General features: G+C 66.0%; 26 protein-coding genes. 15 read left to right on the top strand and 11 right to left on the bottom strand.

Going from position 1 to position 23,769, the window contains the following annotated elements:
• Positions 1–73 precede the first annotated feature (73 nt).
• Positions 74–976 carry a LysR family transcriptional regulator gene (locus tag ILP92_RS11770; protein ID WP_198916595.1) on the bottom strand — a complete coding sequence of 301 codons (903 nt, stop codon included), beginning with the start codon at positions 974–976 and terminating at the stop codon, positions 74–76.
• Positions 977–1,216: 240 nt separating this feature from the next.
• Here ILP92_RS11770 and ILP92_RS11765 point away from each other — a divergent pair, with 240 nt between their 5' ends.
• The 12 genes from ILP92_RS11765 to ILP92_RS11710 all read left to right on the top strand — a co-directional run bounded on the left by ILP92_RS11765 (position 1,217) and on the right by ILP92_RS11710 (position 8,791).
• Positions 1,217–1,690 (top strand): hypothetical protein, encoded by a 474-nt coding sequence (locus tag ILP92_RS11765; RefSeq protein WP_198916594.1) that lies wholly within the window; start codon positions 1,217–1,219, stop codon positions 1,688–1,690.
• 198 nt (positions 1,691–1,888) lie between these two features.
• Positions 1,889–3,385, top strand: coding sequence for a signal recognition particle protein (gene ffh, locus ILP92_RS11760; protein WP_198916593.1), 1,497 nt, complete (start codon positions 1,889–1,891; stop codon positions 3,383–3,385).
• Complete coding sequence (locus ILP92_RS11755) at positions 3,382–3,909, top strand: GNAT family N-acetyltransferase (RefSeq protein ID WP_198916592.1); 528 nt, start codon at positions 3,382–3,384, stop codon at positions 3,907–3,909. The genes ffh and ILP92_RS11755 overlap by 4 nt, the downstream gene beginning before the upstream one ends.
• The gene (locus tag ILP92_RS11750) at positions 3,906–4,334 is read left to right on the top strand and encodes a YeeE/YedE family protein (RefSeq protein ID WP_214650036.1); all 429 of its coding nucleotides are present in this window, start codon (positions 3,906–3,908) and stop codon (positions 4,332–4,334) included. Before ILP92_RS11755 ends, ILP92_RS11750 begins: the two co-directional genes overlap by 4 nt.
• On the top strand, positions 4,334–4,759 hold the full coding sequence (locus ILP92_RS11745; RefSeq protein ID WP_198916591.1) for a DUF6691 family protein: 426 nt from the start codon (positions 4,334–4,336) through the stop codon (positions 4,757–4,759). Before ILP92_RS11750 ends, ILP92_RS11745 begins: the two co-directional genes overlap by 1 nt.
• On the top strand, positions 4,756–5,058 hold the full coding sequence (locus ILP92_RS11740) for a chorismate mutase (protein WP_198916590.1): 303 nt from the start codon (positions 4,756–4,758) through the stop codon (positions 5,056–5,058). The genes ILP92_RS11745 and ILP92_RS11740 overlap by 4 nt, the downstream gene beginning before the upstream one ends.
• A gap of 1 nt (position 5,059) precedes the next feature.
• A complete protein-coding gene (gene rpsP / locus ILP92_RS11735; protein ID WP_198916589.1) occupies positions 5,060–5,458 on the top strand; it encodes a 30S ribosomal protein S16 in 399 nt (132 codons plus the stop codon).
• A 92-nt stretch (positions 5,459–5,550) separates the two neighbouring features.
• Entirely contained in the window at positions 5,551–6,063 is a 513-nt protein-coding gene (gene rimM / locus ILP92_RS11730) for a ribosome maturation factor RimM (protein ID WP_198916588.1), read from the top strand.
• Positions 6,056–6,874: a tRNA (guanosine(37)-N1)-methyltransferase TrmD gene (gene trmD / locus ILP92_RS11725; protein ID WP_198916587.1), complete on the top strand. Its 819-nt coding sequence runs from the start codon at positions 6,056–6,058 to the stop codon at positions 6,872–6,874. The genes rimM and trmD overlap by 8 nt, the downstream gene beginning before the upstream one ends.
• Before the next feature lie 247 nt (positions 6,875–7,121).
• Positions 7,122–7,511: a 50S ribosomal protein L19 gene (rplS, locus tag ILP92_RS11720; protein WP_198916586.1), complete on the top strand. Its 390-nt coding sequence runs from the start codon at positions 7,122–7,124 to the stop codon at positions 7,509–7,511.
• Between the two features lie 12 nt (positions 7,512–7,523).
• The gene (gene rpmE / locus ILP92_RS11715; RefSeq protein ID WP_198916585.1) at positions 7,524–7,745 is read left to right on the top strand and encodes a 50S ribosomal protein L31; all 222 of its coding nucleotides are present in this window, start codon (positions 7,524–7,526) and stop codon (positions 7,743–7,745) included.
• A 236-nt stretch (positions 7,746–7,981) separates the two neighbouring features.
• Positions 7,982–8,791 carry a division plane positioning ATPase MipZ gene (locus ILP92_RS11710; protein ID WP_198916584.1) on the top strand — a complete coding sequence of 270 codons (810 nt, stop codon included), beginning with the start codon at positions 7,982–7,984 and terminating at the stop codon, positions 8,789–8,791.
• Here the strand turns inward: ILP92_RS11710 and ILP92_RS11705 are convergent.
• From ILP92_RS11705 to ILP92_RS11670, 8 genes are all read right to left on the bottom strand, one after another.
• Positions 8,788–9,657, bottom strand: coding sequence for a hypothetical protein (locus tag ILP92_RS11705; RefSeq protein ID WP_198916583.1), 870 nt, complete (start codon positions 9,655–9,657; stop codon positions 8,788–8,790). The two genes, ILP92_RS11710 and ILP92_RS11705, sit on opposite strands and share 4 nt — an antisense overlap.
• A gap of 92 nt (positions 9,658–9,749) precedes the next feature.
• Positions 9,750–10,052, bottom strand: a complete 303-nt coding sequence (locus ILP92_RS11700) for an H-type lectin domain-containing protein (protein ID WP_368667877.1) — start codon at positions 10,050–10,052, stop codon at positions 9,750–9,752.
• A 102-nt stretch (positions 10,053–10,154) separates the two neighbouring features.
• On the bottom strand, positions 10,155–10,592 hold the full coding sequence (locus ILP92_RS11695; protein ID WP_198916581.1) for a F0F1 ATP synthase subunit epsilon: 438 nt from the start codon (positions 10,590–10,592) through the stop codon (positions 10,155–10,157).
• A 54-nt stretch (positions 10,593–10,646) separates the two neighbouring features.
• The gene (gene atpD / locus ILP92_RS11690) at positions 10,647–12,068 is read right to left on the bottom strand and encodes a F0F1 ATP synthase subunit beta (RefSeq protein ID WP_198916580.1); all 1,422 of its coding nucleotides are present in this window, start codon (positions 12,066–12,068) and stop codon (positions 10,647–10,649) included.
• 22 nt (positions 12,069–12,090) lie between these two features.
• Positions 12,091–12,972 carry a F0F1 ATP synthase subunit gamma gene (locus ILP92_RS11685; protein WP_198916579.1) on the bottom strand — a complete coding sequence of 294 codons (882 nt, stop codon included), beginning with the start codon at positions 12,970–12,972 and terminating at the stop codon, positions 12,091–12,093.
• A 22-nt stretch (positions 12,973–12,994) separates the two neighbouring features.
• Positions 12,995–14,533, bottom strand: coding sequence for a F0F1 ATP synthase subunit alpha (atpA, locus tag ILP92_RS11680; RefSeq protein WP_198916578.1), 1,539 nt, complete (start codon positions 14,531–14,533; stop codon positions 12,995–12,997).
• Complete coding sequence (locus tag ILP92_RS11675; protein ID WP_198916740.1) at positions 14,533–15,099, bottom strand: F0F1 ATP synthase subunit delta; 567 nt, start codon at positions 15,097–15,099, stop codon at positions 14,533–14,535. Before ILP92_RS11675 ends, atpA begins: the two co-directional genes overlap by 1 nt.
• A 289-nt stretch (positions 15,100–15,388) precedes the next feature.
• Entirely contained in the window at positions 15,389–16,162 is a 774-nt protein-coding gene (locus ILP92_RS11670; RefSeq protein ID WP_198916577.1) for a class I SAM-dependent methyltransferase, read from the bottom strand.
• Between the two features lie 63 nt (positions 16,163–16,225).
• Between ILP92_RS11670 and gloB the strand changes: the two genes are divergently transcribed.
• The 3 genes from gloB to ILP92_RS11655 all read left to right on the top strand — a co-directional run bounded on the left by gloB (position 16,226) and on the right by ILP92_RS11655 (position 20,463).
• Entirely contained in the window at positions 16,226–16,990 is a 765-nt protein-coding gene (gloB, locus tag ILP92_RS11665) for a hydroxyacylglutathione hydrolase (protein ID WP_198916576.1), read from the top strand.
• 175 nt (positions 16,991–17,165) lie between these two features.
• Positions 17,166–19,490 (top strand): ATP-dependent Clp protease ATP-binding subunit ClpA, encoded by a 2,325-nt coding sequence (gene clpA / locus ILP92_RS11660; RefSeq protein ID WP_198916575.1) that lies wholly within the window; start codon positions 17,166–17,168, stop codon positions 19,488–19,490.
• 1 nt (position 19,491) lies between these two features.
• Entirely contained in the window at positions 19,492–20,463 is a 972-nt protein-coding gene (locus ILP92_RS11655; RefSeq protein WP_198916574.1) for a M23 family metallopeptidase, read from the top strand.
• A 30-nt stretch (positions 20,464–20,493) separates the two neighbouring features.
• Here ILP92_RS11655 and ILP92_RS11650 read toward each other — a convergent pair whose 3' ends face one another.
• Both ILP92_RS11650 and ILP92_RS11645 read right to left on the bottom strand, forming a co-directional pair.
• Positions 20,494–22,554 (bottom strand): peptidoglycan -binding protein, encoded by a 2,061-nt coding sequence (locus tag ILP92_RS11650; RefSeq protein ID WP_198916573.1) that lies wholly within the window; start codon positions 22,552–22,554, stop codon positions 20,494–20,496.
• Between the two features lie 4 nt (positions 22,555–22,558).
• Positions 22,559–23,740: a biopolymer transporter ExbB gene (locus ILP92_RS11645; RefSeq protein ID WP_198916572.1), complete on the bottom strand. Its 1,182-nt coding sequence runs from the start codon at positions 23,738–23,740 to the stop codon at positions 22,559–22,561.
• Positions 23,741–23,769: the final 29 nt, after the last annotated feature.

Genomic DNA, 23,769 nt, shown 5'->3' with positions numbered 1-23,769 from the left:
TTTCTTGCTGCAACCGCGAATAACCGGCAAAAAAACGCTCAATTCGTGGGCGATAGGGTTGCGAAATCGTTAATCACACGTCGGAATCATCGACGCCCGGCCAATCCGCAGCCCGCTTTTTCAGAAATTTGAGGAAGGTCTGAACCTTCGTGGTGCGATGCAGATCCACATGGGTCACGATCCACATGGGCGCCGACCATTCGCGTCGCGGTGGAAGCGCCTGCACGATTCCGGGTATCTTCCCGGCTTCGAAAACAGGCAAAAACCCCAGTCCCGCACCGGCCAGGATCGCATCACGGGCCACCCGGTTGTCATTGATGCGGAACCTGCGCGACTCGGGCGGCACCGTCTTGTTCAGCCACCGGTAGAACGGCGCCTGCATCGATTCGCTGTCATGCGACACGAATCTGTGGTCCTTCAGATCCTCGTCGGACGCGGGCAGACCGTGCCGCGCGGCGTAGTCGTCCGAGGCATAGAGCGCGTAGGCCTCGGTGCCGAATTTTTGGGCGACGTTGTCGGGCTCGGACGGACGCGCGCCCGCCCGGATCGCCACATGCGCCTCGCCGTATTCCAATCGGTACAACCGCTCGCCGGTCAGCGATCGCACGATCACGTCCGGATGCTCTTGCTGAAACGCCACCAGCGCAGGCGTCAGGAATTCTGAAATCGAGGCAAGCGACGTCACGATCAACTCGCCGCCAACCGTATCCCCCTGCCCCTTCACGCGGCTGACCAGCTGCGCGAACTGGTCCTCAGTCGCCTGCGCGACCTGCAGGACGTCCAGCCCGGCTTCGGTGGCGGTGTAGCCGCGCGGATGCCGCTGGAACAGTTTCACGCCCAGCGTTGCTTCCAGCGCGTCGATATGGCGGATGACCGTGGCGTGGTGAACGCCCAGCTCCGACGCCGCGCCCGACACCGTACCGATCTGGGCCACGTGAAAGGCGGTTCGGATCTCATCCCAGGCGATCTTCGTCATCGGTAAACGTGCATCCATGAACACGAAATGTCGGATCGCACCCTAAGTCTGCGCAATCCGGGTGTAAATCGCTGGCAGTACGGCGGGCCAGAGCGCACGTGGCATTCACGCCGATCGCTGCGTCGCCTTGCGCCGCATGACACGCGGCGGATGCCGCCCTTCATTTGATCCCGGTGCGGAACCGTTGGGTGCAGCTTCCGTTTCCACGACATGAAACGCTTCCGAGAAAGGGACACGACCATGTCACCGCTGACCCGCAATATCGCCCTGGCCGCCGCCGCGCTGGCCATTCCCGCAGCACTCGCGGCTGCCGCAGGCCCCGACAGGGTGCGTCGCCTTCCCGGACAGGTGCGCGACCTCTGGCACGACGATTCCGTGGAAGGGCAGCTGAAACGCCTGACCGCGCGGCTGAACGAGCTGGGCGAAGATCTGCACATCCATTCAAGCCGAAACGAGGATCTGGCGCGGATCGGCCGTATCGCCGCGATCGTCGGCGCGATCCTGGTCGTCCCCGCGGCACTCGCCGCGTGGATCGGGCCGAAGAAGATCCGCGATACCGTCCGCGAATACCGCGACGATTGGGCCGGATCCGGCGACAGCGTGTCGTTCGAAGGTGTGGCGGACGACCTGGCCGATCTCGAGGACGACATCGAACAGCAGCGCGAAGACGCGTTCGACGCCGTCACCTCGGCCGCGCAGGACCAGCGCCACTAGGATCCATCGCGGCCTTGACACGACCGGGACAACGGCATAGCCAGCTGCCCAAGTTCCGGAAGTGAGACCGCTTCCGGTCCCCGTGGTCTGCACGGGGATCGCCTCCCACCAGCGCGTTGCGCCCGTGGGAGCGTTTGTCGTTTGGCCGGTCGGACCTTATCTGCGGATCAGGTTCGTCACACTTTGAAAGGATCTCGGATGTTCGAGAATCTGTCAGATCGCCTGGGTGGCGTCTTCGACCGGCTGACCAAGCAGGGTGCGCTGTCCGAAGACGACGTGAAAACCGCCCTGCGCGAGGTGCGCGTGGCGCTGCTGGAAGCCGACGTCTCGCTGCCCGTGGCGCGCGACTTCGTGAAGGCGGTGCAGGACAAGGCCACCGGCGCCGCGGTCACGAAATCCGTCACCCCCGGCCAGCAGGTCGTGAAGATCGTCAACGACGAGCTGGTGCACGTGCTGGGCGGCGACGACGCCGAGCCCGGCAAGCTGAAGATCGACAGCCCGCCCGCCCCGATCCTGATGGTGGGCCTGCAGGGCTCGGGCAAGACGACGACGACCGCGAAGCTGGCCAAGCGGCTGAAGGATCGCGACGGCAAGCGCGTGCTGATGGCGTCGCTCGACACCAACCGCCCCGCCGCCATGGAACAGCTGCAACTGCTGGGCACGCAGATCGGCGTCGACACGCTGCCCATCGTGAAGGGCGAAACGCCCGTCCAGATCGCCAAACGCGCCAAGCAGCAGGCCACGCTGGGCGGTTACGATGTCTACATGCTCGACACCGCGGGCCGCCTTCACATCGACGAAGAGCTGATCGCCCAGGCCGCCGAGGTACGCGACGTCGCCAACCCGCGCGAGACGCTTCTGGTCGTGGACGGTCTGACCGGCCAGGACGCGGTGAACGTCGCCACCGAGTTCGACGACAAGATCGGCGTCACCGGCGTCGTGCTCACGCGGATGGACGGCGACGGGCGCGGCGGTGCGGCCCTGTCCATGCGCGCCGTGACCGGCAAGCCCATCAAGTTCGTGGGCCTCGGCGAGAAGATGGACGCACTCGAGACCTTCGAGCCCGAGCGCATCGCGGGCCGCATCCTCGGCATGGGCGACATCGTGGCGCTGGTCGAAAAGGCCCAGGCCACGATCGAGGCCGAACAGGCCGAGCGCATGATGAAGCGCTTCCAGAAGGGTCAGTTCAACATGAACGACCTGCGCCAGCAGCTTGAGCAGATGATCAAGATGGGCGGCATGGAAGGGATGATGGGCATGCTGCCCGGCATGGGCAAGATGGCCAAGCAGGTGCAGGACGCGGGCCTCGACGACAAGGTGCTGACGCGCCAGATCGCCCTGATCCAGTCCATGACCAAGAAGGAACGCGCCAACCCCCAGATCCTGCAGGCGAGCCGCAAGAAGCGCATCGCCAGGGGCGCGGGGCTGGAGGTTTCCGACCTCAACAAGCTTCTGAAGATGCACCGGCAAATGGCCGATATGATGAAGAAAATGGGCAAGGGCGGCATGCTGAAAAAGGCCATGGCCGGAATGTTCGGCAAGGGCGGCCCGTCCGAAGAGCAGATGAAGCAGGCGCAGGCCCAGATGGGCAAACTCGGCGGCGTCGGCGGCATGCCCGGTATGGGCGGCAACCCCTTCGGCGGTGGCGCGGGCGGCCTGCCCCCCGGCCTGTCCGGCTTCGGGAAGAAGAAGTGACCACTGCCCCGCACCATATCCCCGGCCCCGTGCTGACGACCGAACGGTTGGCCCTGCGCCCCCCGGTCGAGTCGGATTTCGGGGCTTTTGCCGCCTTCTACGGCTCGGCCGACGCCGCCTTCGTGGGCGGACCGCTGGATCGGCCCACCGCCTATCGCTGGTTCGCGTCGATGGTCGGGCACTGGGTGCTCAAGGGCTATGGCTGGTTCTGGGCCGACACGCGCGACACGGCCCAAACGGTCGGGTTCGTCGGCCCCCATTTCCCGCCGCATCACGCGGACTTGGAAATCGGCTGGGTGACCTATCCGGGCGCGCAGCGCCGGGGCTTCGGATTCGAGGCCGCGATGGCAGCGCGCGACTGGACCCTGGCCACGCTGACCCCCGCCCGGCTGGTCAGCTACATCGACCCGAAGAACGCGCCGTCCCGGGCGCTGGCCGCGAAGCTGGGCGCGGCGACCGACGGCACCCGCGCCGCCCATGATCCCGGCTGCGAGGTCTGGATGCATCCCGTGGGGGCCGCATGATCCCGATGGACTGGATATGCGGCCTGCTGGGCGGTCTGATGATCGGCACCGCCGCCGCGATCTACCTGCTGGGCGACGGCCGGATCATGGGCGCCTCGGGCGTCATCGCGGGTCTGTGGCAAAGCGTGGGCTCGGTCGTCTGGCAGGGCCGCGCCCTGTTCATCGCGGGCGTCGTCGTTGTGCCGGGCCTTGCCGCGTACCTGGCGGGCGGCGCGGACACCCATGCCACCATCAACCCGCTGCTCCTGATCGTCGCGGGCCTGCTGGTGGGCTACGGCACGCGGCTGGGCAATGGCTGCACGTCGGGTCACGGCGTCTGCGGCATGTCGCGGCTCAGCCCGCGCGGCATCGCGGCCACCGCCACCTTCGTGGGCACCGGCGTGATCGTCATGTTCATCGCCCGCCACGTCCTGGGGGTGATCTGATGCGCGCGCTGATTTCCCTTCTGTCGGGCGGTCTCTTCGGCCTTGGCCTGCTGGTATCGGGCATGACCGACACCACCAAGGTGCAGGGCTTCCTGGACCTGTTCGGCGCGTGGGACCCGACGCTGGCTTTCGTCATGGGCGGTGCGATCCTGCCCATGGCGGCGGCGTGGATCATCGCGCAGAAGCGCCATCTTTCGCTGACCGGCGAGCCGCTGCCCGCACGACCCGCAGCACTCATCGACGCGCGCCTGCTGGGTGGAGCCGCGCTCTTCGGCACCGGCTGGGCGCTGGTGGGCCTCTGCCCCGGTCCCGCCATCGCGTCGCTGACCTTCGGGGGCTGGCCCGGGCTGGTCTTCCTGGCCGCCATGGTGCTGGGCATGATCGGCTTCCAATGGGTTGACAGCCGCCGGGGGGCGCCCGCATGACCGACGCCACCACCCGCGCCGCCGATTTGCTCAAGGCACACCGCGCCAGCATCGACCGGCTGGACGCGATCCTTATCTACACCCTGGGCGAGCGGTTCAAGCACACCCAGGACGTGGGCCATCTGAAGGCCCTTCACGACCTTCCCCCGAGCGACCCGGACCGCGAGGCCCAGCAAATCGCCCGGCTGGAATCTTTGGCGAAAGAGGCCGATCTCGACCCCGCCTTCGCCAAGAAACTTCTGGCTTTCGTCATCGCGGAAGTCATCCAACACCACAAGAAAATCTCAGGAGATCACTGAAATGGCTATGAAAATCCGTCTCGCCCGTGGCGGCAGCAAGAAGCGTCCCCACTATTCCATCGTCGCCGCCGACAGCCGCATGGCCCGCGACGGCCGCTTCGTGGAAAAGCTGGGAACCTACAACCCGCTTCTGCCCAAGGACAGCGAAGATCGCGTGAAGATGGACGCCGAGCGCGTGCAGTACTGGCTGGACCAGGGCGCCCAGCCCACCGACCGGATCCAGCGCTTCCTGGAGGCCGCGGGCCTGCGCGACAAGAAAGAGCGCGCCAACCCCAACAAGGGCACGCCCGGCAAGAAGGCCGAAGAGCGCGCGAAGCAGAAGGCCGACAAGGCCGCCGCCGCGTCGGAAGCCGCCGCCGCCCCCGCCGAAGAGGCATCGGCGGAAGAAACCGCCGAGTAAGGGCGGAGCACGCGCGTGCCGCTGCTCGCCCCTGCCACCCGCGTCGCCCGGACCCTTCCGGGCGGCTTCGTCGGCTCGATCCGGGCCCGGCCGTGAGCGCGCGGGTCTGCGTCGGCGCCATCGCGGGCGCCTTCGGGGTGCGCGGCGAAGTGCGCCTGAAAAGCTTCTGCGCCGATCCGGAAGCCATCGCGGATTACGGACCGCTTGCGACCGAAGACGGCGCGCGCAGCTTCGACATCACCCTGGACCGTCCGGTGAAGAACGGCTTTGCCGCGCGGCTGTCCGGCGTCACCAGCAAGGACGCCGCCGAGGCGTTGAAAGGCACGCGGCTTTACGTGCCGCGCGACCGCCTGCCTGCGCCCGAGGACGACGAATATTACCACGCCGACCTGATCAACCTGGACGTGGTCGATACCGGCGGCACGCCCATCGGGCGCGTCAAGTCGGTGCTGAACCACGGCGCGGCGGACCTGCTGGAAATTGCGCTGAAGGGACGCTCGGACACGGTGCTTTTGCCGTTCACGCAAGCGGCGGTGCCCACGGTCGACCTGGGCGCGGGGCGCATCGTCGCCGATCCGCCCGACGGTCTTCTGCCCGATGACTGACGGCCCGTCCAAATCCCACGGACGCCTGTCGGTGTCGCTGTCGCGCCAACCGTCGGACCTGATGGCCAAACCGCCCGCGCTGAAAGGCGCGTGGGCCGCGCGGATCATCACCCTGTTCCCCGAAGCGTTTCCCGGCGTGCTGGGCGCGTCTCTGACGGGTCGCGCGCTGAAGGACGGACTGTGGCAGCTCGACACGATAGACCTGCGGACCTTCGGCGAAGGGCGCCACCGCCAGGTGGACGACACGCCCGCGGGCGGCGGTGCGGGCATGGTTCTGCGCGCCGATATCGTGGACCAAGCGCTGCGGCAGGCCCAGCGGGGCGCGCCCGAGGATCGAACCGCCTGGCCGGTCGTCTACCTGTCGCCCCGCGGCACACCCTTTACCCAGGCCACCGCGCGGGCGTGGGCGGGGGCCCAGGGGGTCACGCTGCTCTGCGGCCGGTTCGAAGGCATCGACCAGCGCGTCCTGGACGAACATGCCATCCAGGAAATCAGCCTTGGCGATTTCGTCCTGACCGGCGGTGAAATCGCGGCCCAAGCCATGCTGGACGCCACCGTGCGCCTGTTGCCCGGCGTGCTGGGCAACGACGCCAGCGCCGACGAGGAAAGCTTTTCGGACGGGCTGCTCGAAGCGCCGCATTACACCCGCCCCGCCACCTGGCGCGGGCGCGACATCCCCGAGGTTCTGACCTCGGGCCACCACGGGCGCATCGCCGCCTGGCGCCAGGACCAGGCCGAGGCGCTGACCGCGGCGCGCCGCCCCGATCTCTGGGCCGCGTACCTAGCGAAAAAAGGCCGATCGCCCGCTTGATCGCCCGCCCCCTTCTGCCTATACCGCGCAGGTCCGGGGGCTGATCGAGTCGCCCGGACCTGCCGCGCATTGGGTCCACCAGCTTCGACCGGACCACCCCGATCCGCGCAGACGAAATGAAGGAAAGCAACCTGAACTCTCTGGCGGGCGGCCCTGGCCGAACCCGGTACCGAAGACCAGAGCTCTGAGGCGGCGCATATCTTCGCGGGGCAAACCGCGGGCACATGACAAAAAAGGAGCGGGTCAGATGAACCTGATCGCACAGTTGGAAGCCGAGCAAGTCGCCGAACTTGCCAAGGACATTCCCGATTTCAAGGCGGGTGACACCATCCGCGTCGGCTACAAGGTGACCGAAGGCACGCGCACCCGCGTACAGGCCTACGAAGGCGTCTGCATCAGCCGCAACAACGGCCACGGCATCGCGGGCAGCTTCACCGTTCGCAAGATCAGCTTCGGCGAAGGCGTCGAGCGGGTCTTCCCCCTGCATTCCACCAATATCGACAGCATCACCGTGGTGCGTCGCGGTAAGGTGCGTCGCTCGAAGCTGTATTACCTGCGCGCCCGTCGCGGCAAATCGGCCCGTATCGCCGAGGTCACCAATTACCGCGCCCCGAAATCTTCGGGCGCCGAAGCGTAAGGATCTGACGTCATGAGAAAAGATATCCATCCCGAATACCATGTCATCGACGTCAAGATGACCAATGGCGACGTCGTCCAGATGAAATCCACCTGGGGCAAGGAAGGCGAGCAGCTGTCCCTGGACATCGACCCTTCGGTGCACCCGGCCTGGACCGGCGGCTCGACCCGCCTGATGGACACCGGCGGCCGCGTGTCGAAGTTCAAGAAGAAGTACGAGGGCCTCGGCTTCTGAGCCTGCCGCCATCGCTGATCCCAAGCGCCGCTTCCGAAAGGGGGCGGCGTTTTGCGTTGGGGCCGGTCCGCGTCGCGCGGGCAATCGGCTTCGTGCCGGGCGATGCCGTGCGGTCCCTACTGTTGCCGCCCGACACGCGCCGACGCTTTCGCCGCGCGACGGGTTCCCTTGGCAAAGACCCGCCCATATAGTCCCGCAAAACCGAACAAATCGGTCGGCAAGGGGCAGAGAGCGGCATGGCGCATATCATCGTTGTGGGCAACGAAAAGGGTGGATCGGGCAAATCAACCACCTCGATGCACATTGCCACGGCCCTTGTCCGCATGGGGCACCGCGTCGGCGGTCTCGACCTGGATTTGCGCCAGCAAAGCTTCGGGCGCTACGTGGAAAACCGCCTGGGCTATCTCAACAGGGCCGGTCTGGACCTGCCCAGCCCCGAGTTCCGCCAATTGCCCGAAATCGCCCAGGAAGCGCTGGCGCCGGGCGAAAACATCCACGACCGCCGCCTGTCCGAAGCGGTTGCGGGGATGGAAGCGACGGTCGACTTCATCCTGATCGACTGCCCCGGATCGCACACCCGCCTGAGCCAAGTCGCCCATTCGCTGGCCGACACGCTGATCACCCCGCTCAACGACAGTTTCGTGGATTTCGACCTGCTGGCCAAGGTGGATGCCGAATCCAACAAGATCCTGGGCCCGTCGGTCTATTCCGAAATGGTGTGGAACGCGCGGCAATTGCGGGCCCGCGCGGGGCTGCAGCCGATCGACTGGGTCGTGGTCCGCAACCGCCTTGGCGCGCAGAACATGATCAACAAGAAGAAGATGGGCGAGGCGCTGGATGTGCTGTCGAAGCGCATCGGCTTTCGCACCGCACCCGGCTTTTCCGAGCGCGTCATCTTCCGCGAGCTGTTCCCCCGCGGCCTGACGCTGCTCGATCTGAAGGACATCGGTGTCGGCGGATTGAACCTGTCGAACGTGGCCGCGCGGCAGGAATTGCGCGACCTGATCAAGGCGCTGAACCTGCCAGGTGTGACGGTCGATTTCTAGGACATTTGCCGACCGATCCGCGCCCGCATCCGCTCGATCAGGCTGACCGGCCCCTGCGGATCACCCGCATCTTCCAGCAGCTCCTGTTCGCGCAGGGGGGCGAAACGCGCCATCGCCTTTGCCCCGTTCGGCTTGCCCGACCCCGGCCGCCGGTGCCTGGCAACGTGGCTGAGACGACGTTCCAGCCGCAATCGATGCTGCGCCACGAGCAGCGTGACCGACGCAGCGGCAAGGGCGATCGTCGCCCAAAGGAAGATCCGCAGATAGCCACCGCGAAGCTGGCGGCTCAGCGCGACCTCGCGCGGCCCGTCATAGGGCTGGATCAAGACCGGAGAGCGGCTGGTCACCCGCCCCCAACCGGCGATCGTCTCGGAAATCCCGCCCGCAAGACGGGTCTGGTTCAGTCTCTGCCCGGCGATGGTGTGGATCTGGCCGTAAAGGCCGTTTTCATCCGGATCCGGCAAGGTGCGCCGCAGGGCTTCGGCATCGGATTCCCCGCGCTGCAGCGGCACGACGATGTAGCCGAAGATCATGTCGGGATCCACGAACTCCATCGGCTCGGGGGCCAGGATCGGGACAATCAGCGCGATGCGGGACTGGCCGTCCAGCAAGAGCGACCGACGCATCGCGAAGGCGGGATCGATCTGGGCCCGAACCGAGACCTCGCGCGCCAGTCCCACATCCCGCGCGGGTTCGAATTCGATGATCGACACGGTCGCGGGCGGCAGGTTGCGCAGGGCCAAGCGGCGCGACGCGGTATCCTGTGCCGCGTAATAGCCCGCGACCATGTAGGCGAAGAACGCCAGGCACGTGGCCAGAATGAACACCTGCGGAAGGGTCGGCCGAAGTGAAGGAAGTTTGAGCATGGACCAGGCATCCGTTCGATCAGAATACCTTCATAACTACGCAAATTGTCCAAGATATGGCGGAGCCAGAATTAATGACTGAAGCGATGGGTTCAGCCGACATCCCAGGCGTCGTCATCCGACACTTCGCCGATGGCGGTCCATTCGACACGGATCCGGGCCAGCCTGGTGTCACCCCAGGTCCTGAAAACGATGGTGAAATGCGTCTCTGTGATCGATTCAGCCGAAAGATCCATGCGCACGTTGGTCTTGCTGTCCATGTCCCACAGCGAAATCGCCACCTGAACGTGCGGCTCCGACGTGAAGGGCTGCGGAAAAGCGACCTGTTTGCGCACCTCGCGCGGCCCCGATCCCGCCCACATCGGACCATTATCCGAGAAGTCCGAAAACAGCATGTGCCTGCCGGACTGGATCCCGAGACTCGTCGTGGAAATCCGCTTCATCGGGAAAGGTGTCGCCCGTAAAAAAGGCGGACCGATCTGGTCCGCCCTGCAACCTTAAAGCGACGGTTGCTTTGGTGACAACCCGATGTGATCGCCCATGGCAATCATGTCGGCCAGAAGTTTCGCGGCATCGTCTACCGGGCCGGGCTCGTTTTCGAAGTTCTGCTTGGCCTTGTTGTGCTTGCGCGCGGCTTCTTCGACCATGCGGTCGATCTTTTCCTGGGTCATGTCATCGCGGTGGTGGCTTTCCTCGGCCAGCACCGAAACGCCGTCGATCCCGATCTCGGCAAACCCACCGGTGACGACGTATTCATGGGTGCCGTCAGGGCCCTCGGCGTGCAGCACGCCCGGGCGCAGCGTCGTGATGACCGGCGCGTGGTCCGGCATCGCGGTCAGGTCGCCCTCGGTCCCGGGAATGCGCACCGAGGTCACGCGCATTGACGCGACGCGCTTTTCCGGGCTGACCAGTTCGAATTTCATGTTCTCGGCCATTTCTGGTCCTCGTCTCAAGGGTGGGTCGGGCACGGGCCCGACCCATCAGGGCGGTCAGGCGTCGGCGGCCATCTTCTCGGCCTTGGCCTTCACCTCGTCGATGCCTCCCACCATGTAGAAGGCGCCTTCGGGCAGGTGATCGTATTCGCCTGCGACGACCGCCTTGAACGACGAAATCGTCTCTTCCAGCGGCACCTGCACGCCGTCCGAACCGGTGAACACCTTCGCCACGTCGAAAGGCTGGCTCAGGAAACGCTCGATCTTGCGGGCGCGGGCCACGGTCAGCTTGTCCTCTTCGCTCAGTTCATCCATGCCCAGGATGGCGATGATGTCCTGCAGCGACTTGTAGCGCTGGAGCGTGCCCTGCACGTCGCGCGCCACGTCGTAATGCTCCTGGCCCAGGATCTGCGGATCCATCAGGCGCGAGGTCGAGTCGAGCGGGTCCACGGCCGGGTAAATGCCCTTTTCCGAGATCGAGCGCGACAGCACCGTGGTGGCGTCGAGGTGGGTGAAGGTCGTGGCGGGCGCGGGGTCGGTCAGGTCGTCGGCGGGCACATACACAGCCTGGATCGACGTGATCGAGCCGCCGCGGGTCGAGGTGATCCGCTCCTGCATCTGGCCCATGTCGGTGGCCAGCGTCGGCTGGTAGCCCACCGCCGACGGGATCCGGCCCAGCAGCGCCGACACTTCGGATCCGGCCTGCGTGAAGCGGAAGATGTTGTCGACGAAGAACAGCACGTCCGAGCCCGACTGGTCGCGGAAATGCTCGGCCAGGGTCAGGCCCGACAGCGCCACGCGCATCCGCGCACCCGGGGGCTCGTTCATCTGGCCGTAGACCAGCGCCACTTGGCTTTCCGACAGGTTGTCGGGCTTGATGACGTTGGATTCGACCATCTCGTAATACAGGTCGTTGCCTTCGCGCGTCCGCTCGCCCACGCCCGCGAACACCGAGTAGCCCGAGTGCACCTTGGCGATGTTGTTGATCAGTTCCATGATCAGCACCGTCTTGCCCACGCCGGCACCGCCGAACAGGCCGATCTTGCCGCCCTTGGAATAGGGCGCCAGCAGGTCGATGACCTTGATGCCCGTCACCAGGATGTCCGACGACGTGGACTGGGCCGCGAATTCGGGTGCGGACTGGTGGATGGCGCGGAATTCCGTTGCCTCGACCGGGCCGCCCTCGTCCACCGGCTCGCCGATGACGTTCAGGATGCGGCCCAGCGTCGCGTCGCCAACGGGCATGCGGATCGGGCCTTCGGTGTCGGTCACCTTCGCGCCGCGGACCAGGCCTTCGGTGCCGTCCATGGCGATGGTGCGAACGGTGTTCTCGCCCAGGTGCTGGGCCACTTCCAGAACCAGCCGCTTGCCGTTGTTGTCGGTTTCCAGCGCGTTCAGGATCTCGGGCAGGTGGTCGTCGAACTGAACGTCGACGACGGCGCCGATGACCTGGGTCACTTTGCCTTGTGCGTTAGCCATATTATCGTTTCTCCGGTTCGTCTTAGAGCGCTTCGGCGCCCGAAATGATTTCGATCAGCTCGTTGGTGATCACGGCCTGGCGGGTGCGGTTGTATTCGCGGTTCAGGTCCTCGACCATCTCTTCGGCGTTGCGCGTGGCGTTGTCCATCGCGGTCATCCGCGCGCCCTGCTCGGACGCCGCGTTTTCCAGCAGGGCCGCGAAGATCTGCGTTGCGACCCCGCGCGGCAGCAGGTCGGCCAGGATGCCTTCCTCGCTGGGCTCGTAGTCGTAAAGCGTCGTCTCGGACACGTTCTCATCCTGCTTCTTCTCGAAGGTCGCGGGGATGATCTGCTGTTCACGCGGGTGCTGGGTCACGACGTTTTCGAACTCGCCGTAATAGATGAAGCAGCGGTCGAACTCGCCATCGTCGAACCGGTCAAGGATGCTCTTGGCGATGTCCTGCGCGTCGCCGTAGCCCACGCGCTTCACGTCGGACATATCCACGTGGTCGATCAGGTGTTCGGCATAGTTGCGGCGCAGCACGTCACGCCCCTTCTTGCCGACGGTGACGACCTTCACGGTCTTGCCGTCTCTCAGCGACTCCCTGATCCGCACCAGGGATTTTTTGACGATATTCGTGTTGAACCCGCCGCAAAGGCCCTTCTCGGACGTCATCACGACCAGCAGGTGCGTGTCGTCCGACCCGGTGCCGCGCAGCAGCTTGGGCGCGCTTTCGCTGTCGCCGACGCTGGCGGCAAGCTGACCCATGACGGCATCGAAGCGCTCGGCGTAGGGCCGCGCGTTCTCGGCCGCTTCCTGGGCCCGCCGCAGTTTCGCGGCGGCCACCATCTGCATGGCTTTCGTGATCTTCTTGGTCGATTTGACCGAGTCGATCCGATTCTTCAGATCCTTCAGGTTAGGCATCGTGCTTTCCCTTCAAGGACATTCAGGCGAAGTCTTTGGCGAATTCGTCCATGGCGGACTTCAGTTTCTCGGCCGCATCGCCCTTGATCTTCGGATCCTCGTTGGTGATCCAGTCCAGCACATCCTTGTGCTTGGTGCGCATGTGGTTGAGCATGCCCTTCTCGAAGCGGCCCACGTCGTCCACCTTCACGTCGTCCAGGTAGCCTTCGGTGCCCGCGAAGATGACGCAGACGATCTCGGCGTTGGTCAGCGGCGAATACTGGGGCTGCTTCATTAGCTCGGTCAGGCGCTTGCCGCGGGCCAGCTGGCGCTGGGTGGCGGCATCCAGGTCCGATCCGAACTGGGCGAAGCTTTCCATTTCACGGTACTGGGCAAGCTCCAGCTTCACCGGGCCCGCGACCGACTTCATCGAATTGGTCTGCGCGGACGACCCCACGCGGCTGACCGACAGGCCGGTGTTCACGGCCGGGCGGATGCCCTGGTAGAACAGGTCCGTCTCAAGAAAGATCTGGCCATCGGTGATCGAGATCACGTTGGTCGGAATGAAGGCCGACACGTCGCCGCCTTGCGTTTCGATGATCGGCAGCGCGGTCAGCGACCCCGAGCCGTAATCCTCGTTCAGCTTGGCCGACCGCTCCAGCAGGCGCGAGTGCAGGTAGAACACGTCGCCGGGATAGGCTTCGCGGCCGGGCGGACGGCGCAGCAGCAACGACATCTGGCGATAGGCCACAGCCTGCTTCGACAGGTCATCGTAGATGATCAGTGCGTGGCGGCCATTGTCGCGGTAGAACTCTGCCATCGAGGTCGCGGCATAGGGGGCCAGGAACTGCAGCGGCGCGGGCTCGGACGCGGTGGCGGCGACCACGATGGAATAGTCGATGGCGCCGGTCTCTTCCAGCTTCTTGACCAGCTGGGCCACGGTCGAGCGCTTCTGCCCTATGGCGACATAGACGCAATAAAGCTTCTTGCTTTCGTCGTCGCCGGCGGCGTCGTTATAGGATTTCTGGTTCAGGATCGCGTCCAGCGCCACGGCGGTCTTGCCGGTCTGGCGGTCGCCGATGATCAGCTCGCGCTGGCCGCGGCCGATCGGGATCATGGCGTCGATGGCCTTCAGGCCGGTAGGCATGGGCTCGTGCACCGACTTGCGGGGCATGATGCCGGGGGCCTTCACGTCGGCCACGCGGCGTTCGGTCGTCTCGATCGGGCCCTTGCCGTCGATGGGGTTGCCCAAGCCGTCCACGACCCGGCCCAGCAGCGCGTCACCGCAGGGCACGTCCACGATCGAGTTCGTGCGCTTGACGGTGTCGCCTTCCTTGATGTCCCGGTCCGAGCCGAAGATCACGACGCCCACGTTGTCGGTTTCAAGGTTCAGGGCCATGCCCTGGATGTTGCCCGGAAACTCGACCATCTCGCCGGCCTGCACGTTGTCCAGGCCATAGACACGGGCGATGCCGTCGCCCACGGACAGCACGCGGCCGACCTCGGCAACCTCTGCCTCTTGACCGAAGTTGCTGATCTGGTCCTTCAGGATCGCAGAAATCTCGGAAGCGTTGATGCCCATTACCCGACCTCTTTCATGGTGTTCTGGAGTGCGGCCAGCTTCGACTTGATCGACGTGTCGATCATCTTCGAGCCTACCTTGACGACAAGACCGCCGATGAGGGATTCATCGACGCTCAGATTGATGTTCACGTCGCGGCCGACGGACGCCTTCAGCGTCTCGGCCAGCTTCTTCTTCTGCGCGTCCGACAGCTCGGTCGCGGCGGACACGTCGGCGGTGATCTCGCCCTTCTCGCGCGCGATCATGTCGCGCAGCTCGGAAATCAGGCCGCTCAGCACGAACAGACGGCGCTTGGACGCCATCAGTCGCAGCGTGTTGGCGGTGATCTTGTGCAAGCCCATCTTGTCGGCGATCGCGCCGATGGCCTGCTGCTGCTGATCGCGGGAATAAAGCGGCGAATGGATCAGGTCGCGGAAATCCTCGCTGTCGTTCAGGGCCGAGGCCAGCGTGTCGCTGTCGCGGCGGACCTGGTCGAGCGCACCTTCGTCGCGGGCCAGTTCGAAGATGGCGGTTGCATAGCGCGAGGCGATGCCAGTTGAGATCGAAGCCGGTTCGGACACGTCCACCCTTTCGATGATGCGTCCCACCCCGACACGGGCCACCGGGGCCGGACAGGGCAGGTTGTTCTGTCTGCTCGTCGCGCACGGTGTCGTGATCGACGAAATCGGGCTTGCTCTAGCAGAGCGTTATGCCCCCCGCAACCGGGCTTTGGCAATCCAGCCGCCGCGCGCAGCCGCGAAGCGGGCGCCGGGATATTTTCAGAATCGGGGAAGGCAGTCGCCCCTCCCCGCGAAATCTAGCGCCGCGGCGCGCGGCCGCAAGACAAAGGCCGCGGACGGCCCGTGGCGGCGCCGCTCAGACCTTGGCCGCGTCCCGGGGCACGCGGCGGGCGGGCTCGGGGGCGGGTGCGCCCAATCCTTCCAGCACCCGGCTGCGCCTGCGCACCGCGACCCCTGAGCCGCCCGCCTTCGCGGGCACCTGCTTTTTCGCCTCGACCATCAGCACCCCGCCCGCGAAGCGCCCCGTGATCGACCGGCCCGCCCGTTCCAGCAGATTGCCCGTGCGCATCCAGAAGCGCTGTTCGGTCGGGGGCTGGAACAATGCGGCGACGTGCCGCTGGGGGATGAAGTCGAAATCCTTCAACTGCGCTTCGAGCTGGCCCAGCGAATAGGGCCGCCCGAAGCCGAAGGGCGTGTTCTCGTTGCTCGACCACAGCCCCGCGCGGTTCGGCACGATGAAAAGCGCCCTGCCCCCCGGCCCCAGCACCCGGTAGCTTTCGCGCAGCACGGCGTTCGCGTTCTCGGATGTCTCGAGCCCGTGCAAAAGGATCAGCTTGTCGGCCTGCCCGGTCTGGATCGGCCAGAGCGTTTCTTCCGACAGCACCGACACGTTGGGCTGGCCCGCGGGCCAGGGCATCACCCCCTGCGGTCCCGGCATCAGCGCGATGACCCGGCGCGCATCGGCCAGGAAAGGCCGCAGGACCGGCACCGCGAATCCGAAACCGACCACTGTCTCGCCCTTGGCCGCGGGCCAGACATTCACCACCTGGTCGCGCACCGCCTTTTGCGCCGCGCGCCCCAGCGCCGTGCGATAGTAGAAGCTGCGCAGATCGCGCACGTCCAGATGCATTGCCGGGCCTTCTTCGCGCGTTACCTTTCTGCATAACCTAGCCCCATTCAGGAGCGGATGCCCATGCCCTTCGACATCCTTACGATCCCCTGCCGCGAGGATAATTACGCCTTCCTGATCCACGATGGCAGCCGCACGGCGCTGGTCGACGCACCGGAAGCCGCGCCGATCCTTGCCGCGCTCGAGCAAAAGGGCTGGACCCTGGACGAGGTCTGGCTGACCCACCACCATTTCGACCACGTGGACGGCTTGCCCGCGCTCCGCTCCGCATTCCCCGATCTGCAGGTCACGGGGTGCAAGGCGGATGCCGACCGCCTTCCCCCGCTCGACCGGGCGGTGTCGGATGGCGACACCTTCCAGTTCGGCGGCGCGGACGTGCACGTGATGGATGTCTCGGGCCACACGATCAATCACATCGCGTTCCACATGCCGTCCCAGCAGGCCGTCTTCACCGCCGACAGCCTGATGGCGCTGGGATGCGGCCGGGTGTTCGAGGGCACGATGCCGCAGATGTGGCAAAGCCTGTGCAAGCTGCGCGACCTGCCGGACGATACAATCGTCTATTCCGGCCACGAATATACCTCAAATAACGCCGATTTCGCCCTGACCATCGAACCCGACAACCAAGCACTTCAAGCCCGCGTCGACGAGGTCCGCGACAAGCGCGCCCGCGGCGAGGCGACCGTGCCGTCAACCCTGCGCGACGAGCGTGCGACAAACCCGTTCCTGCGGGCCCACTTACAACCGGTGAAAGACGCCCTATCTATGCAAAAAGCCGAAGATGCCGACGTGTTCGCCGAAATCCGGTCCCGCAAAGATCGATTTTAAGACGTTTGCGCTGGCGCAACTGCCTCTCACGCAACTTATCCTAATTTGTGATGGATGCGGCAAAGAAAACCCTTGAAGGCTGGCCATAAACAACCAGACTTTAACCATATAAGGCCACGGTGACGATGCTGGCCCAGACCCCTCAGCGTCCCGCCCAATAAAAGGAGCACCCCTCGTGCCATCTTTTTCAAACACGCTCGAGCAAGCCATTCACGCCGCCTTGGCGCTGGCCAACACGCGCCGACACGAGCTGGCGACGCTGGAACACCTGCTCCTGGCCCTCACCGACGAGCCCGACGCCGCCAAGGTGCTCAGCGCCTGCTCGGTCGACCTTGACGAGTTGCGCCAGACGCTGGTGGAATTTATCGACGACGACCTGTCGACCCTGGTGACCGAGGTCGAAGGCTCGGAAGCGGTGCCTACGGCCGCATTTCAGCGCGTGATCCAGCGCGCAGCGATCCACGTGCAATCGTCGGGCCGGACCGAAGTGACGGGCGCCAACGTGCTGGTCGCCATCTTCGCCGAGCGCGAATCGAACGCCGCCTACTTCCTGCAGGAACAGGACATGACCCGCTACGACGCGGTGAACTTCATCGCCCATGGCGTGGCCAAAGACGCGTCCCATTCCGAGCCGCGGCCCATCACCGGTGCGCCCGAAGGCGAAGACGAATCCTCGATGCAGGTCGAAGAGGGCGACGCCAAGGAATCCGCGCTGGCCAAGTATTGCGTGGACCTGAACGAAAAATCCTCGAAGGGCGACATCGACCCGCTGATCGGGCGCGAGCACGAGGTCGAGCGCTGTATCCAGGTGCTCTGCCGCCGCCGCAAGAACAACCCGCTCCTGGTGGGCGACCCCGGCGTCGGCAAGACGGCCATCGCGGAAGGCCTGGCCAAGAAGATCGTCGAAGGGCAGACCCCCGAGGTCCTGGCCCACACGACGATCTACTCGCTCGACATGGGCGCGCTTCTGGCGGGCACCCGCTATCGCGGCGATTTCGAAGAGCGTCTGAAAGCCGTCATGACCGAGATGGAAGAGCATGACGATGCCGTTCTGTTCATCGACGAGATCCACACGGTGATCGGCGCCGGTGCCACCTCGGGCGGTGCCATGGATGCCAGCAACCTTCTGAAGCCCGCGCTTCAGGGCGGCAAGCTGCGCTGCATGGGCTCCACCACCTACAAGGAGTTCCGCCAGCATTTTGAGAAGGACCGCGCGCTGTCGCGCCGGTTCCAGAAGATCGACGTGAATGAACCTTCGGTCGAGGATTCGGTGAAGATCCTGCGGGGTCTGAAGCCCTATTTCGAAGAGCATCACGACATCAAGTACACCAACGACGCCATCAAGACGGCCGTCGAGCTGTCGTCGCGCTACATCAACGACCGCAAGCTACCCGACAAGGCCATCGACGTCATCGACGAGGCCGGTGCCGCGCAGCACCTGGTGGTGGAATCCAAGCGCCGCAAGACCATCGGCACGAAGGAGATCGAAGCTGTCGTCGCCAAGATCGCCCGCATCCCGCCGAAGAACGTCTCGAAGGACGACGCGGCCGTGCTGAAGGACCTGGAAGGCACGCTGAAGCGCGTGGTCTTCGGCCAAGACGCGGCCATCTCCGCGCTCGCCTCGGCGATCAAGCTGTCGCGCGCCGGTCTGCGCGAGCCGGAAAAGCCCATCGGCAACTACCTGTTCGCGGGCCCCACCGGCGTAGGCAAGACGGAAGTCGCCAAGCAGCTGGCCGATACGCTGGGCGTCGAGCTTCTGCGCTTCGACATGTCGGAATACATGGAAAAGCACGCGGTTTCGCGCCTCATCGGTGCGCCTCCGGGCTATGTGGGCTTCGACCAGGGCGGCATGCTGACGGATGGCGTGGACCAGCACCCCCATTGCGTGCTGCTGCTCGACGAGATCGAAAAGGCGCACCCGGATGTGTTCAACATCCTTCTGCAGGTGATGGATCACGGCAAGCTGACCGACCATAACGGCCGGGCGGTGGATTTCCGCAACGTCGTGCTGATCATGACTTCGAACGCGGGTGCCGCCGAGATGTCGAAATCCGCCATGGGCTTCGGCCGCGACCGGCGCGAGGGCGAGGATACCGCCGCCATCGAGCGGACGTTCACGCCCGAATTCCGCAACCGCCTGGACGCGGTGATCAGCTTCGGCGCCCTGCCGAAAGAGGTCATCATGCAGGTGGTCGAGAAGTTCGTGCTGCAACTCGAAGCGCAGCTGATGGATCGCAACGTGACCATCGAGCTCACGAAGCCCGCCGCCGAATGGCTGGCCGACAAGGGCTACGACGACAAGATGGGCGCGCGCCCGCTGGGCCGCGTGATCCAGGAGCACATCAAGAAGCCCCTGGCCGAGGAATTGCTGTTCGGCAAGCTCGCCAAGGGCGGCGTGGTGCAGGTGGGCGTGACGGACGGCAAGATCGACTTGCGCATCGACCCGCCCGAGACGCGGCGCCTGAGTTCCAAGAAGCCGCCCCTGCTGACGGCTGACTGACATGCGGCGCGGCCGGGGGTTCACTCTGGCCGCGCTCGCCCTTGCCTCGCCCGCCTGGGCGCGCGACCCGATCCTGTCGCCACCGATCGATTGCGACCTGACCGGACCCTGTTTCATCCAGCAATATGTCGATGCCGACCCCGGCGCGGGTGCCGCTGACTTCACCTGCGGCCCGCTCACCTATGACGGTCACAAGGGCACCGATTTCGCACTTCCGTCGCGGGCCATGCTCGAGGCGGGCGTCGACGTCCTGGCCGCCGCGCCCGGCACCGTCCGCGCTTTGCGCGATGGCATGGCGGACGTGAGCGCGGATGCGGCCGATGCGGATACGATCGAGGGTCGGGATTGCGGAAATGGCGTCGCGATCAGCCACGGCGGCGGCTGGGAAACACAATATTGCCACCTGCGCCAAGGCTCGATCGCCGTGTCAGAAGGCCAGCGCGTCGGCACCGGCACGGTGCTGGGCCAGGTGGGATTGAGCGGGCGGACCGTTTTCCCGCATGTCCATTTATCCGTGCGCCAGGATGGTCGCGTGATCGACCCGTTCAACCCGGACGGGATCGTATCCTGCGGCGAGCCCGATCCCCAGACGCTTTGGGGCAACCCGCTGACCTACCAGCCCGGTGGCCTGATCGCCGCGGGCTTTTCGGACGCGGTGCCGGACTACGATGCCATCAAGGCAGGCACGGCGGGCGCGGATACTCTGGGACCCGACGCCGATGCGCTGGTCGTCTGGGCTTACGCGTTCGGCGCGCGACCGGGCGACATCCTGCGCCTTGAGCTGGATGGGCCGGATGGCACCGTGATCTCGCAAGCGATCGACCTGGAAAAGGCGCAGGCGCAGCTCTTTCGGGCCATCGGGAAACGGCAGGACGCGGGGGGCTGGCCGACGGGCAGCTACCGCGGAACGGCCACCATGCTGCGCAAGGATCGGGTGCTCGACGAGATCTCGGTCACGTTGCGCGTCGAGTGAGCGACCCGGCATTCCGAAACATCCCGGGCCCTAACGCTCGGTCAGCTTCAACTCGATCCGCCTGTTCTGGGCGCGCGCCGCCTCGCTGTCGCCCGAGGTCACCGGCTGGTATTCCCCGAACCCCGTCGGCGCCAGGCGATCTGCCGGAAAGCCCAGCGTGTCGGACATGAACCGCACCACCGACAGGGCGCGGGCCTGGCTCAGTTCCCAATTGTCCGCGAAGGCGCCCTGCCCGCTCAGCGGCACATTGTCCGTATGGCCATCCACGCGGATGACCCAGTCGATGCCTTCGGGGATATCGGCCGCCACGTCCTGCAACAGGGTGGCGACCTGTGCCACCTGCGCGCGGCCTTCCGGCGAAAGATCGGCCGAGCCCGACGGGAACAGCACCTCGCTGTCGAAGACGAACCGGTCGCCCACGATCCGCACGCCTTCCCGGTCGCCCAGCAGGTCGCGCAGGCGTCCGAAGAATTCCGACTGGTAGCGCTCGAGCCGTTCGCGTTCCGCCGCCTCCAACTCGGCGCGGCGCTTCTGCTCGACCGCTTCACGCGCCAGCGCGGCGTTGAGCTGTGCGCCCAGGTTGGTGATCTGCACGTCGCGCGCCACATCCTCGGCCGCGGCCAGGTCCAGCAATCCCTGGAGGTTGGCGATTTCCTGGCGCAGCCGGGCGACCTGCTGGGTCAGTGCCGCCATCCGGCGCTGCGCCGCGGCGTTGCTGTCCTCGGCATCCGACAACTGGGCGCGGGCCGTGCTCAGCAAAGCGGCCTGTCGTTCCGCCTCGGACAGCTGTTCGGCGGCGCGATTTTCGGCCGCGAGCTTCAGCGCCAGCGCCTCGGACAATTGCTCGCGCAGCGCGGTCTGCGCGTCCGTGGCGCTAGCCAACGCGCCCGCTTCGGCCCGGGCGGCGGCAAGCGCGGCTGCCAGCCGGTCGCGCTCGGTCGCCTCGCGCCCGGCCTGCGCGCGCAGATCTTCCAGTTCGGCCTGCGCTTCGGCCAGCCGGGCGCGCGCGTCTTCCAGGTCGCCCTGGAACGCCAGGCGCGCGGCTTTCGCCTGTTCCAGCGCATCCGCTATGGCGGCCAGTTCGGCGGCGTTGTCGCTTTCGCGCGCAAGGGCCGCCTGCAACAGCGCCTGCGTGCGATCGGCCTGGGCCTCGGCCTCGCCCTGCGCGTCCAGCGCCTGCTGCAACTCGGCGTCTGCCGTGGCCAGCTCTTCGTTCTCGGCCAGCGCGGCGCTCAACCGCTGCGCCAGGTCGTCGCGCGTGGTCAGCGCCGCCAGCAATTGCTCATCCAGATCCGACTGGGCCGCCTCGGCCGCTGCTAACAAGGTCAGCGTTTCCTCCGCGCTGGCACGCTGCTCTTCCAGCGCCAGCGTCATGGCCGAAAGCTCGGCATCCGCATCGGCCAGTCGGTCGCGCAGCGCCTGTGCCGCGGCGGCCTCGGTCAGGCGCCGGGCCTCTTCCTCGGACAGCGCGGCCTCCAGCGCCTCCCTTTCGGCCGACAGGCTGGCCTGCGTCCGGGCCCCCGCTTCGACATCGGCGCGCAGCTGCTCGGTCAGCGCCTCCAGCGCCTCGCGCCGGGCGGCGGCCAGGCGCGCCTCTTCCGCGGCGGCGTCGATCTCGTCGCGCGCCTGGGCCAACGCCAGGTTCAGCGCCTCCTGCTGCGATATGAGCCGGTCTTCGGCGTCCTGCAATTCGGCCACCCGCGCGCGGGCCGTGTCGCGCTGGGTCAGAAGCGACGCCACGCGCTCTTCGAAGCTGGCGATGCGCTCGGATTGGGCGTCGGTGCGGGCTTGCAGGCTGGCGATCAGGTCGGCTTGCTCGTCCGTCGTGGCCTGCAACGCATCGCGGGCGGTCTCGGCCTCGAACGCCCGGCTCTCGGCCAGTCCCAGCGCCTGGGTCAAACCCGCGACCTGTGATGTCAGGTCGTTGAGCTGGGATTCCTGGCCCGAGATTTCTTCGCGCAGCACGAATTGCACGACCATGAAGATGGTCAGCACGAACATCATCACCAGCAACAGTGCCGTCATCGCGTCCACGAAACCCGGCCAGATCGAGGCATTGACGGCGCGGGTCGAGCGGCGGGTCAGTGCCATCGCGTCACTCCCGTCCGGTCAGCTCGGTTCGCGGGCCGCGCGCCATCGCCCGGCCCATCTGGCGCAACTCCTGGCGCAATTCGGCGGTCGCCTCGGCGCGGCCCGCGGCCAGCTCTTCCGAGATGCGCAGAAGCTGCACGTCGATCGAGCGCAGACGCATCCGGCTTTCGGCATCGATGCCGCCATGCTCGCCGGCGTCCTGGAACGCCGAAGCCAGGTTGTCCTGTCCGGCGATCATCCGCTCAAGCACCGGCAGCAGGGTGTCGTCGCGTTCCAGCCGGGTGGCAAGCCGGTCGATATGTTCGGCCAGGCTTTCCATCGCGTCGTCGCTGCGCGCGCGCTGGTCGCGGCTGCCCGCCAGCACGGCTTCCAGCCGGTCCATCTGGCCCACCAGGTGCTCCATGGCCGACGCCACCATGCCCTGCTCGCCCGCATGCGTGTCCGTGTCCGAGCCCGCGAATCCCAGCCGCGTGATCGAGCTTAGCCATTCTTCCAGCTCGCGGTAGAAGCGGTTTTGCCCGTGGCTGGCAAATAGCTCCAGAAGACCGACGACCAGCGATCCGGCCAGCCCAAGAAGCGACGACGCGAAGGCGACGCCCATGCCGCCCAGCTGCGATTCCAGACCGTTCATCAGCCGTCCGAAGACCGCCATCCCGTCCTCGCCCTCGGTGGGGGCCAGCGCGCGGATGGTCTCGACGATGGCCGGGACCGTGGTCGCAAGACCGTAGAACGTGCCCAGAAGGCCAAGGAAAATCAGCAGGTTGACGATATATCGCGTGATGTCGCGCGCCTCGTCGATCCGCGTGGCGACCGAGTCGAGGATGGACCGGGCCGATGTCGGCGATATCTGCAGGTTGCGCCGCGTGCGCAGCAGTGCGGCCAGGGGCGCCAGCAGACGCGGCGCACGGGTCAATTCATGGCCGGGCGTTGCTTCGGCGAAATCCTCGATCCAGGTCACCGACTGGATCAGCTGGTATTCCTGCCAGAAGCAGGCCAGCACGCCCACGAAGAAGACGAACAGGATGAAGCCATTCAGAAGCGGGTTGGCCAGGAAGACGGGCGCCACGTTCGGATAGGCGACATAGGTGCCGATCGCCACCAAGATCAGGACGACGATCATGGTCGTGATCTGGCGCACGGGCTGCGAGAATACCGGCTCGGCCGAAAGGTCCGCTTGGTCTCTCATCGACGGGATCCAGTTCTTGTGCGTCGCAG

The sequence above is a fragment of the Palleronia pontilimi genome, from assembly GCF_016412875.1.
GTDB classification, from domain to species: Bacteria; Pseudomonadota; Alphaproteobacteria; order Rhodobacterales; family Rhodobacteraceae; genus Palleronia; species Palleronia pontilimi.
The sequence above is the reverse complement of the archived record's forward strand: the minus strand, read 5'-3'. Positions and strand labels throughout refer to the sequence as shown.